This is a genomic window from Acinetobacter sp. YH12211 (assembly GCF_013418015.1).
Lineage (GTDB): Bacteria > Pseudomonadota > Gammaproteobacteria > Pseudomonadales > Moraxellaceae > Acinetobacter > Acinetobacter towneri.
In genome coordinates, this window is record NZ_VPCW01000029.1 from 1 (window position 1) to 12,148 (window position 12,148).

A 12,148-nucleotide genomic window follows, 5' to 3' on the forward strand; every position below is an offset into this window, starting at 1 on the left:
CTTTATTATTATTGAATTCGGTGACCGCCTAAGCAATCACCTTTAATTTATGAAAAAATTACTCGCTCTGGCAATCTATTTCAGATCAAGACACTTTATATGAAATCTTCAATTTAAAATCATAATTATATGAGTGTGCAGCTATGTCTTTACAATATGCTGCTATTGCTAGATCGATATAATCTCCATTTTTTTGAATTGCTTTCGAAATTTCACGTAATTTTTCAGCTGACAAATTGAATTCGTGACTTAAAAATCCATCTTTATTCATACTTTTCTCAATTTAAAAAAAATAAATGTTAGCAGAAAACAAAAATCCATGTCAACAACTCATATCATTGATTTTATTAAATATTTTACACCAAACTTGTAAATATAATAATAAATATTTTAAAAAATTAATTTATAATATTTAATTAGTGCTTAAGTTAATGTTTTATATTTATTCAATATTTACCAATTATTTAAATAAAAAAATTTTAATAATATTTGGTAAAATCCATATAAATATTATTACAATTTTTATAGAATATTCAGTTTATTACTTATTCCTAAGAAATTCCAATAAAAAACTAAAATTTAAAATAGTGGTTAAGCTGCTATAAGGGGAGGATTTCCTTTTATTTTCTTATTGAGGTCTTTCATGATTGTAATGTCACAGCTAAATATAATGGATAGTTCTATTTAGCGTTGAATGCATGCATTCTGTTGTTGTTTGCCTAGTTGAATATATTCAACGCAAATATCGTGTTCAGTTGCCCAACGTACAAATTCATGACTAACGAACTCTAGACCATTGTCACATTGATTCTCTAAAAGCTTTTCTCGATATTAAAATAACTAATCGAATGCACTAATCACCAGGATTTCAGATAATGAAAAACTCGCTTCTATCGCTAAACCTTTTCGGCGGTAATCATCAATTAAGTTTAATAATATGAACTTTTAACTATCAGAAAGTTGATTTTGCATAAAATCTAGTTACCAGACCTGATTTGTACGGATTGACTCTTCCTGGGGCTAGTGCATGCTGTTTTAGTCGTCTTCTCGGCTTAATACCCAAATTTAGTGCCAATTCAAAGTCAATACGGTAAACACGCATATGGTTCCAATGAAGGCTTTCAAAATGAAGTAGCTAATAAAAACATAGACCAAAGCCCCAATCAGTATTCTCTTCGGTCAGTTCAATCAACTGTTCTATAATGGAAGTATTATCATCACTAAATTTAGCCTGATACCATTATGGGTAGATTTGTGCAACAAAGCCCTTTCACACAATTTTAATATTCAAAACTTAGATTATTTAATCCAGAGTTCATCTTCCTGCATAATTTTTAACATTAGATTAAATAAAATCAGAACAGTCACATTTTTATTAGAACCTTTTCTTTGAAAACTGAGTTGAACAGTTCGCTCAGGTGCATTCATATTAACTGGGTAGTTTTTTTTACCTAAATTTAGCTCTTCTCCTAATATTGGGTCTATTCCAGCAATAAAATTTCTAATTCGTTGTTTATCATCTTTATCCCGACATACAAAATGCAAAAAATTCTTACGTAACTTACCAAAGTCTAATAATATTTTTAGAGGATTAACCATGTTGTTTTTTTGATATATTTTAGCCCCCTTCTCTTCTTGATCGTACAAATCAAGGAAGATATTCTGTTCTTCTGAATGAGCCAATTTCATTGCTCTCCGGTGAAGATCCTCAAAGCAAACTTCACATTCAGCCTCTCTCTCAATATTTTCAACTTTTAAATTATATTTTTTGGGGTTCATCCATTTAGTGCACATCAATTGACATCGCTGCATCCATACGTGAGCTTGGGGATCTTTGCTTAAACGGCCATCTCTAAAACTTATCAAACGTTGATAAGGTGTCAGAGTACTATTCTCGATACTAAACTTCTTTTCTTGTAGGCCTGCTATCATGGCTGGTTGTGTTTGCTGATGATAAAAATCAAACCATTTTTGCTGTTGGATATAACGACTTAAGTCAATATCCTCTGTTTTTAAATTCACTTGAGCGAAACACCGCTCTAGAACATTTTTTGAAATATTACACGGCGAATTATAAATTCGATCGACTGCTAATAAATCCAAAACATGAAGGTAATTTGAAGCCGTCTGTTCAATACTACTATGCCCGATCCATGCAGCAAGCACCTGCCATTTATGTTGAATGATTTCTTCATTAGCTCTTGCTTTTACACCGAACAATAAATCCCGCATCTTTTTTGCTTTTCCCCAACTGCAATCAGTATACGTATGTACCATTTCTTTTGACCCGAGCAGCGTTATTGCTAGATAGTTTGCTGCACTATGACGCAGTGTGTGAAAACTAAATCCATGTTGTGTACCCAAAATTCGATTAAATAAATCCACTGTAATTTTACTAATACAATGATCAGTCAATACACGATGATTCACACTAAAAAGTAGGTCATCTTGATGATCAGTCATATATTGCTTATATCGATGCTGGATGTAATGTTGTACCACTAAAAATTCATGATCTGACAACGCAATTTTCAATGGTATTTGACGATTTGCACTTTTCGACTTCAAGCGGCGATATGAATTGTCTCGGATATGGAGCGTGATATTATTAAAAATTGAACTCTTACCATCTTTAAAGAGTAATTCTGGACAGATAACATCTTGTATTTTAAGACAACGGACTTCATTTAATCGAAGTCCAGTTCTATAGCTCAATAAATACATTAACTTTAAACAATTTAGATGATCACCCCATTCTGATGCCGTTGGTTCCTGGCTTAATCTTTCCAATTGTTCCAACAGCTTGCCAAATAACGAAGGACTCACTAAGCGTGCATTACAAATTTGTAAATGTTTAAAATTTGAATTCTGTAACACCAATACCTCTGGCGCATCATAGTGCTCTTGGCAAAATTTATGAAAATCTTTCAGACGTCCAAAACGGTATTGTGCGGTTTGATGCATCTTCTGAGAGATTTTTCCTTTGACTAATTCACGTTGAGTTGCTTTTTCATCACGCTCACTACTATAGATCAACAACTGTCTATATAAATCTTCATAATCATCCGTAGATTGTTGGTTTAAATCCAATTTATTGAGCCAAATTTCAAATATAAATTCTTTACCAAAAGATCCTAAATAGCTTTCAATCGTTGATAATTGAAGTCCTTTATTTTTCAAATGTAATAACCATTGAATTAAACGTAGTTGCGCCTCGATTAAAAGTCTTTCCTCAGTATTAGCATCATGCTTATGCTGCTCTAGAGCGCTTTGGGTTTCTTTCCAATGACGAATCGTACGCTCTTCTCTGTTCTTCTTTTTATCTAAACGTTCAATTTTTTTAGCTCTACTCTTTTTTTGATCAAACAACATCAACTCGTACGGAATCGTTTGTAATTTATTATGAACTGTAGGAACTTCACTATGTAACTGCTCTTGCTCAAATTGAATAGTTTGATTGACTGGTTCAACGACTTGATCACGCTTGTAACTCCACAGCAATCTTGATTCAGATGGTCTTAAAGAAACAGTATTAATCTCTTGTTGTAGAACATTACTCAAAAAAACATCCAAACTAAGTTTTGGATTAAATTCGAGTACCATCTGCACATCATTAAATGCACGAAATCCACGGCGTTTAATTTGATATTTTAGATCGCTCAAACTTTTTTTCGAACCAATTTTGCTTAGACTTTCCAAAATACAGGCTTGTATAGATATTTGCAGACGATATTCTTTATCAGTCTCTTTCAATCTTTTCAAATATTGCAAGATTAACTGAGCATATGGATTTAAAAAGACATGCCTCCACTGGTATAACTTTCGCTGTTCTACATCATTACCGTATTGAGAGTTTTCAACACGATAATGCAGTAACAATGGATTCGTGATCTTTTTGTAGCGAGAATGATATAATCGTGAACAATTCAAATCTGTTTCAAGTTCAATAGCTTCCTGCAATTGCATCTGTATAGCAATCAGATGCTGTTCGTCCGAACAGCCAGAAATATAGATCAAACTTAAGCATAAATTTCCCCATAAACTTTTAGAATCATCCCAATATTCAAGTGAATCTTTCCAATATCGTTTCAGCTCACTGAGAACCTGAGCATGCAACTGCCCCTGTTTTAACCGTGACTCCGTACTTTCAATTTTCCGTGGAAGCACAATACGCTTTGTATTTGGAATTAGCTTTATTTTGTATAATTTTGCATTTATATTCTGGTTATATTCCGTCCTTCTTTTCTTAAATTCAGTTTCTGCAAATTGCATCAATTTAAATTGTTCAGCTCGACTCAAAGATTGACTCAAATAGTCAACCCCATCTTTAAAGTCGTGCCATTTTTCTTTAATCTGTTGATCAAGTTCTTTTTGTACAACTTGTGGTAGGACTTCAGGCGAGGAAAGCTGTTTATCAATAGCTTGCTTAATGAGTTTCTGAATCTCAATAAATAAGATATCTAGTTGTTTCTGAGTTAATTCTTCGATTTGTTGCATACAACTATTTTCGCTCTAAATGTTGAACCGATAAAGATTTGACATTATCTTGCAGGTGCTGACGGGCTTGCTTTACATACATATTTGGAATAAGTGATGAATGAGGATGAAAGGCCTCACGGTCACGTTGATCATGACCGTAGAGGGCCTGAATTAGATGAAAGGCTAAAGCTGTTTTTCCTTCTTGTTCGTGCATCAATAAGTTCATATCAAAATGACGTAGCCAGTTCGAATACATATTTTTTGGCAAGATCCCTTGCATATAGGCATTCACCCAGTTTCTAGATAAAGGGAGCAATTTAATTTTCCTGCTCTGCCACTGTCTAGCAGACATCGGCAAGATATCTTTACTATCAATAACCTTTCCAAATAAATCATTGATAGTAATTTTTTTCTTAGCAAATACATGTTTTAAAAATGAACCGTAGGCAGAGGTTATTTGTTTTAAAAATGCAGTGTAATTTTGTAATGCTTTAATGAAAAAATCAGATAAAGGGATAAAGCGACCATCCTTTCTTGCCTTGCTATTCTTCTTATCATTCACATATAAAAGCTTTAACTCAAAACAGTAATCCTCCAATTGGCCCAACAAACTTTCTCTAGGTCTATTTGCCAAACTCAACAAACTAACATGCCACATCCAGCAGGCATATGCATTCAGTTGATTAATGATATGTTTATTTTTTTGAATATTTTCTTCGCAGTGCTTATGTAAGTAATTAAATTGTTCTTGTACGAAATTTGGTGCAAGTGCCAGTTGGCTCCCGATCCGTCCCATAGATAAAGTAGATCTAGTTTTGAATTGTTGTTGCAATATATTAAGTTCTGCTGTGTCTTCTACAAATTGAGTAGAATGTGGTGTAAGAGCTGTTTCTAAATAGCATAGATATGTAGTATCGAGTTGAGCTTTAGGAAGCCCACCATAAAAGATACCAGGCATATGATGTTGACTATCCCGGCCCGCGATCACATGTGCTAGATATTCATTAAATGTTTCGTAACATATATGAAAATATAATTGTGCTTGAATCTTTTCAACGGTGATCGAGCCGACAAACTGATTATCAAGCCATTTCTTAAGTTTTGTATTAATAGAAGCTGAAGATATAGATGGATTATATCCTTGCTCGATGTAGTCAAACCACGCTGCAGGTAGATGTAGTTGATGCGACATCTCTTCATTCCATCGTGCATATTTTAAACTCTGAATTTTCTGCTCTGAAATATTAAGACTCAAATTCAGTAAATATTCTCGACGCTTTCTTGAACCCCTTTGAATTAGTATTCCATCTTGAATAAGTTTTTCAAAATCCATCAAAGCTACTGGTGATAGTCCCGTCAACAGAGACAATAAACATGCAGCAGCTATTGCAGCATCGTTCAGATTTCCAGATAGTTCCGCTCTTAATACATATACAATTTGCTTAAGTACATCAGGCGCTAAATAATGTGGATTTATAATAAATGGAGCATGCCGGCGTTGACGATGACGCGTGTAATGCGCAACATAATCACTTATTATGTGATTAAATTTACTAGTCTTTTCATCTTCTGAATATAACTCCACTTCAGCGTCTGCAAGCTCAATTTCACCATCCTCATCTTTAAGCAAAGATGCGTCATAAAAACTGATTTTTGCGTTATATCCAATATCTTCTTGCTTACGTGATTTTATTTCACGAAAATTTCTGACTTCGTTTTGAGTCGGCCATACTAAAGTATTTCGTTTTTTTGACTTACGTTGACGAAGAACAACACTACCGTCATCTAATCGTTTAAATATGATCAATAGTTCCGATATATATTCTATTACTTTTGTTTCTCGAAAATCTTTTATATTAAAAAGTTGTTTACGATCCTCCTTTTTCAAGCTACATTCGTACAAAGCATAACTATTTAATAACCGACTACATTCTTTAAATAATTCATCATTATTAGATTCTTTAAATAATTCATCATTATTAGATTCTTTAAATAATTCATCATTATTAGAATGCAGCACATATCGTGATACATAGCGCAAGAGATCACAGACATGTTTTTTCTTATTCTCAGCCTTAGGAATTTTTGAAAATTCTTGATAATGTCGATAAGTTAAAAAACTTGCTTGCAGAATCAGATAACGTTGAAATGTTAAATTTTGCGTATTACTAGTATCAGGAGATGCAAAATAACTTAAACAAGCTAGCAAATAGTAATTACCAATTTGCCTGGTACCAGAGATATAGCCGTATATCTGTTGAGCTATCTCATATAGCGCATGAACCTTTTTATGTAAATCACTTTGTATATCAGCAAATTGTGTATTTACAACTTCATCACGTAGCAGACAATATTCTTGTTGAAATTTTTCTGCTAATTCTAAAAATTGCTTCTCTTGTTCAATCATTTGCATATTCATTCACAATTAGATTTTTATCATGTTGTATGTGTAAAATTCATTTGAGTTGGTACAATTTGGTATGAGTTGATCTTTTATTGAGTTCTTTGTCAGCTTGAAATATCGAGCAAAAAATTTAGTGTCCAACTCTTTCTGAGCTTTTCTCTCAAAGCATAAATGTTGCTGCGATTTTTCTATAAAATAATCAAGATTTTGTATCAACTGTAAGATTGCAATATAATTAGAATGCACACGTAAACTTGACTCGATTTGCATCAATAACAAGATTTTCTGCCAAATACTCACATAAGTTATTTTGAACTTTGCTTGTACGGCCACTTTCTGACTCTGTTTAATCTTTTTGATTTTCAGTAATTCTGAGTTTATTTTTGCTATCTCAAGTTGAATATGGGATCGATCATAGCAAAATGGCACAATAAATTGCCCCATAAAGATCTCTATATTTTTTACTAAAAAATCAAATTTCAACATTTTTATCGATATAAAAATAGGTATATCTTTATATATGAAAATTCATTTAACTTATCAATAAAATTTTATAAAAGTTACAATTATCAACAAATACATAAAGTTTATTGAATATTACCAATCTAAATTTTATAAATTCTTCCACTTTTTTTTGATTTTTCGTTATTTGTACTACCCCTCCTGATAGGCATCCCATTCAATCATGATCGTTTTAGCGTTATCAAACAGGATTTCCTGAGGTACGCCCCCAAAGAACCGAAATGCATTTTCCAGACCATAGATCCATGCATCCGTCCGTTCATGATCATAAAATTTCACGAAGGTTGCTCTGGAATAAACTAATGTGGCCACAAAGGCTTTCAAAGTCGTGTGGTGACGTCGAATCGTGGTGAAATCAACCTGCATTTGTTGACCAGGTTAGGTTTCAAAACGAATGACGGGTTCTGATTTGGCAACGGGTTTTAATGTTGCAATATATTCCCTCAATATCCTGATCTTTCCTGGATATCCAAACCCTAAAATCTCCTTATAGAGCACAACGGCAGGAATCCATTCAGGATGAGTTGCATTTACACGTTCAAGCAAATAGGGTTTATATGGATCAAGAATACTTATTCTAGGTTGTGTACGCCGATACTGAGGTGTGGTGTTTTGCCGTAAATATTTACGTACGGTATTCCTGGATACCCCAAGTTCACGACTAATGGCTTTAATGGAGTTGTTCCCGCAAACACTTTAGACCACCAATTTAATCCAACTTATCCCAATCAACTGTGGGTGACAGATATTACCTATATCCGTACTCATGAAGGATGGTTGTATCTTGCAGTTGTGATTGACCTGTTTTCACGTCTTGTGGTTGACTGGTCTATGAAATCCAGAATCGCGACTGATCTGTTTTTAGATGCATTATTAATGACTTTGTGGCGAAGAATCCCAAAGAATAAAGTCCTTTTTCATTTTGACCAAGGTAACCAATACACCAGTCATGAATGGCAGACATTTTTGAAGCATCATAATCTTGAAAGTAGTATGAGTTGTAGAAGCAATTGCCATGACAATGCTGTTGTAGAAAGTTTTTTCCAGCTATTTTCAACATTTTTATCGATATAAAAAATAATTATATCTTTATATATAAAAATTCATTTAACTTATCAAGAAATATTCATAAAAATCAAAATTACTAATAAACACAAATAGTTTATTGAATAATAATAATCTAAATTTTATAAATTCTTCCATTTTTTTTTGGTTTTATGTTATTAGATGCCAAAGTTCAGCAACTTGAAGTCACAACTCAACATCTTTCTATCCTCAATCAAAAACATGAGCACGAACTTGCGTAGTTTAAACGGAATAAATTCGCCCAGAAAAATGAACACTTAACTGCCAAACAAATCCATCTATGGGATGAGGCGGTCGAAGAAGATATCGCAGCAGTTGATCTAGAGCTAGAACGGCTAAATGCAGATAAAACAGATGCAGCTGCACAGAAAGCCACAATAAATAAACCTAAACGTCGACTAATCCCAGATCATTTAGCAACCGTACGTATTGAGCATGAATTTGCATCAACGCAATGCAGCTGTGGCTGCACACTGCGTCGTATCGGCGAAGATATCAGTGAAAAATTGAATTTCAGACCAACGCAGTTCTATAAAGAACGGCATGTGCGTGGTAAATGGGTTTTTGATCAATGTGACACACTGACTCAGCAAACGATGCCTGCCTATGTTATCGATAAAGGTATTGCGACACCTGAGTTACTTAGCCATGTGCTGGTATCCAAATATGCTGATCACTTACCGCTGTATCGTAAGCGCCAGATCTTTCTACGCGCAGGTGTAGATATATCTAGATCCACCCTGTCAGATTGGATTGGTCGCTGTGGTGTAGACACTTGAACCTCTGGTCAATGCTTTAAAACAGGTGGTGCTGCAGCAAGGGGGGATCCATGCAGATGAAACGCCAGTCACGGTGATGCAGATTGGGGGAAAAACCGAAGAAAGGTTATGTCTGGGCCTATGCCACCACACAGTACAATCCAGTTCAGGCGGTGATCTATGACTTTCAAGAAACCGTTCAGGTCTGCATGAAAAAGAATTCCTGAATGGCTGGCAGGGACATCTGGTCTGTGATGATTACAGTGGTTATAAAGCACGTTTCAAATCAGGTCAGATCATTGAAGTAGGTTGCATGGCACATGCATGTCGTAAATTCCATGAACTGCATATCACTGGGAAAAGTCAGATTGCTGAACAGGCACTGGTGCTGATTCAGAAATTGTATGCGATAGAAGCAGAGTTAAGGCACAAGACCGACGGTACAGCGCAACAACGCTGCGAATACCGGCAACGGCATAGTCAACCATTGATGCAACAACTATATGAATGGCTCAACCAACATCATCTGACGGTGCCATCAAGTTCTACCACCGCCAAGGGAATCAATTACACTCTAAAGCGCTGGCAAGCCTTAAGCCGCTATTCAGATGATAGTAATCTATCTATTTACAATAATCTGGTGCAGAACCAAATGCACCCTTGGGCTTTGAGTCGTAAGAACTGGTTGTTTGCTGGATCAATGCGCAGTTCTCAGCGAGCTGCGAACATCATGACATTGATCCAGTCAGCAAAGTTGAATGGTCTAGATCTGTATGCCTATTTAAATGGTGTACTGCAAAAGCTGCCGACATACAAAGTGATCCAAATTAAAAGATTGGCATAGAGTTTAGAGGACACTTACAAATCAATGGTATCGCCAAGTTGATCGTCATCATCTTTAGCTAAAACGGTCTTTAGCTTATCATTTGTGGCTATACGCAACAGCATCAAATATCTAGCTTAAGAAGCATCTCAGAGTAAATTTTTACAACAAAGCTAATAAGCTTAGGCTATTTTAATATTATTCATGATCTGCCGCTTTATATAAAGGCTATAAAAGTATTTAGTAATTTTTATTTAAATTCACCTAAATACTTAAAACTTGGTTGATCTTTACTCCTTAACCACACCATTTTTTGAGCACTGAAAAACTTTTTTCTCCTAAAATATATGAGGAACAACCAAAATGTAAAATCTAAAAAATAATCTATTCGTTTAACTATTTTTCATTCAGCTATACACCACAGATATTTTGTATCCTATTTTCTTAGTACTTGAATTCTTCAGTGATACATTAAAAAATGTGTAGCAAGTTGCTACACTTTTCCTTAGACAAGCTCTTTACCAAAAATATCATTCAGCCTATCACGAATACTTTGTACAAATTCCGGATTATTTTTTAGTTTATGCTTCATATTACGTTTAAAGTCATTCAAGCTCATACCAACTTCAGCAAAATCCATTTGGAATAAAGTGTCATTAATAACAATATTTGCTTGAGAGTCAGTGAGACAACCAATTTTTTTAAACCACTTCTTGAACTGCGAATACTTTTCATCATTATTAAAAATGTACCAGGAACGTACATTCGTATCGAATTTTGCCCCCAATTCTTTTACTAATGCATTCTCTTCAAATGGAACATCAAGATAAATTTTTTCAATTACAGCAGTTTCATTTAGTGTTTTATCAGTAATACGCTGATGCAGTTTAAAATTCACACCCACAATTGGGCGCCCTTTTTTTATGGTTTCATACTCTAGTTGTAGATCTGTATTTTCGTTAATTTCTGCAACTATTTTATCTAATACATAGCGTCTAAAATCTACCCAGCGATCATATTTAGTTTCATTAATATCAATCAGAGCTTTCAAGTTTTCTAAAAGCATTGGGACTTCATAACTCTTTTGGCTTGCGTACTTGAATTCATTTTTAATGAAATACGTATAAAGACTCATACTAGCAACAGAATCCAAGGCAAACAGATGTTTCAATTGATAGGTGGTGAAATTCCCCCCAGCCAACTGCGTGAAATACGGTAACACCTCACTGGTAAAACGAATCTGAATGGCATTTTTAGAATCATCTTCCCATCTTAACTCACGGATAATAGGAACGACAGAATGTACTTTTTTAGTCTTTCTCTTACCATCATCAGTAGGTTCCTCAATAATAAAATGAGCCACCCTAGATGAAAGTTCTTTATAAATCCGGTCTATTGCAACATTAATCGAATTGCGTTTATTCAATCCTAGTAAATCTGCCAAATCATCCTTATACAGATAAATATAGGTTTGTTCTGTGATTTCACCATTTACCCTATTTTTCTCACTATAATTTGCAACAGCCATTGCATATAGGAGCGCCTTATATTCATTGGCTGATAACTCAATTGGGCGAATTAAGCGGTTACTAGTGCTAACAACGCCATTATGACGAATATTGCCTATACAGTAAGGAATATGATTCAATTCTTCTTGCAATGATTCTGATTCTGTCATAACCGTGATATTTATATATTTAATTCTATTTTTATATACAAAAGTGGAAAAACTTTCAAGACTTTCACCACAAGAATCTAAGAGTGGAAGGCTTGTCATCAGAAATATGCATTTTTGACGATTTATTGTCCTTAAAGTGGAATAAAATATATTATTTCCACCAGATAGTGACAGACCTTCCACCTTTAGCTCTAAACTACCAGTTCAAAATACCTATTTTCACTTATTTCTTCCAAATTTAGGTATGCTATGTCAGATAGAAACCTAGATGTGACAAGGCTTCCACCTTTCATTAGATTTGAAAGGTATAAATGAATAGATAATCATCAGGAAATATCCAATAAAAAAAAATTATCCACAGGGTGCTAACACATAGTGACAAACCTTCCACCCTTAAA

Annotated in this window: 7 protein-coding genes and 5 pseudogenes; 5 read left to right on the forward strand and 7 right to left on the reverse strand. The window is 34.3% G+C overall.

What is annotated here, in order from left to right; translation table 11 throughout:
- Positions 1-85: 85 nt before the first annotated feature.
- From FTU98_RS11530 to istA, 6 genes and pseudogenes are all read right to left on the reverse strand, one after another.
- Positions 86-271 carry a hypothetical protein gene (locus FTU98_RS11530; protein ID WP_180051436.1) on the reverse strand — a complete coding sequence of 62 codons (186 nt, stop codon included), beginning with the start codon at positions 269-271 and terminating at the stop codon, positions 86-88.
- A 396-nt stretch (positions 272-667) separates the two neighbouring features.
- A pseudogene (locus tag FTU98_RS14015) lies at positions 668-1,237 on the reverse strand (DDE-type integrase/transposase/recombinase); the annotation flags it as partial.
- A 62-nt stretch (positions 1,238-1,299) separates the two neighbouring features.
- On the reverse strand, positions 1,300-4,497 hold the full coding sequence (locus FTU98_RS11535; protein ID WP_180051437.1) for a site-specific integrase: 3,198 nt from the start codon (positions 4,495-4,497) through the stop codon (positions 1,300-1,302).
- A gap of 4 nt (positions 4,498-4,501) precedes the next feature.
- Positions 4,502-6,892 (reverse strand): hypothetical protein, encoded by a 2,391-nt coding sequence (locus tag FTU98_RS11540; protein WP_180051438.1) that lies wholly within the window; start codon positions 6,890-6,892, stop codon positions 4,502-4,504.
- Positions 6,893-6,904: 12 nt separating this feature from the next.
- Complete coding sequence (locus tag FTU98_RS11545; protein WP_180051439.1) at positions 6,905-7,369, reverse strand: hypothetical protein; 465 nt, start codon at positions 7,367-7,369, stop codon at positions 6,905-6,907.
- Positions 7,370-7,540: 171 nt separating this feature from the next.
- A pseudogene (gene istA, locus FTU98_RS11550) lies at positions 7,541-8,080 on the reverse strand (IS21 family transposase); the annotation flags it as partial.
- A gap of 3 nt (positions 8,081-8,083) precedes the next feature.
- Here istA and FTU98_RS11555 point away from each other — a divergent pair.
- The 5 genes and pseudogenes from FTU98_RS11555 to FTU98_RS14035 all read left to right on the forward strand — a co-directional run.
- A pseudogene (locus FTU98_RS11555) lies at positions 8,084-8,455 on the forward strand (IS3 family transposase); the annotation flags it as partial.
- 308 nt (positions 8,456-8,763) lie between these two features.
- Positions 8,764-8,862, forward strand: a pseudogene (locus tag FTU98_RS14020) (hypothetical protein); the annotation flags it as partial.
- A 135-nt stretch (positions 8,863-8,997) separates the two neighbouring features.
- The gene (locus tag FTU98_RS14025) at positions 8,998-9,270 is read left to right on the forward strand and encodes a transposase (protein WP_257220048.1); all 273 of its coding nucleotides are present in this window, start codon (positions 8,998-9,000) and stop codon (positions 9,268-9,270) included.
- Positions 9,271-9,298: 28 nt separating this feature from the next.
- Positions 9,299-9,991, forward strand: a pseudogene (locus FTU98_RS14030) (IS66 family transposase); the annotation flags it as partial.
- On the forward strand, positions 9,980-10,093 hold the full coding sequence (locus FTU98_RS14035; RefSeq protein WP_257220049.1) for a transposase domain-containing protein: 114 nt from the start codon (positions 9,980-9,982) through the stop codon (positions 10,091-10,093). The pseudogene FTU98_RS14030 and the gene FTU98_RS14035, both read left to right, overlap by 12 nt.
- Positions 10,094-10,577: 484 nt before the next feature.
- Here the strand turns inward: FTU98_RS14035 and FTU98_RS11565 are convergent, their stop codons facing one another.
- Entirely contained in the window at positions 10,578-11,750 is a 1,173-nt protein-coding gene (locus FTU98_RS11565) for a replication initiation protein (RefSeq protein ID WP_094069347.1), read from the reverse strand.
- Positions 11,751-12,148 lie beyond the last annotated feature (398 nt).

Bases quoted from the DNA above. Each gene is read 5' to 3' on its own strand.
- FTU98_RS11535 (WP_180051437.1), bottom strand. From the start codon at position 4,497: ATGCAACAAATCGAAGAATTAACTCAGAAACAACTAGATATCTTATTT.
- FTU98_RS11530 (WP_180051436.1), bottom strand. From the start codon at position 271: ATGAATAAAGATGGATTTTTAAGTCACGAATTCAATTTGTCAGCTGAA.
- FTU98_RS11545 (WP_180051439.1), bottom strand. From the start codon at position 7,369: ATGTTGAAATTTGATTTTTTAGTAAAAAATATAGAGATCTTTATGGGG.
- FTU98_RS11565 (WP_094069347.1), bottom strand. From the start codon at position 11,750: ATGACAGAATCAGAATCATTGCAAGAAGAATTGAATCATATTCCTTAC.
- FTU98_RS11540 (WP_180051438.1), bottom strand. From the start codon at position 6,892: ATGCAAATGATTGAACAAGAGAAGCAATTTTTAGAATTAGCAGAAAAA.
- FTU98_RS14035 (WP_257220049.1), top strand. From the start codon at position 9,980: ATGACATTGATCCAGTCAGCAAAGTTGAATGGTCTAGATCTGTATGCC.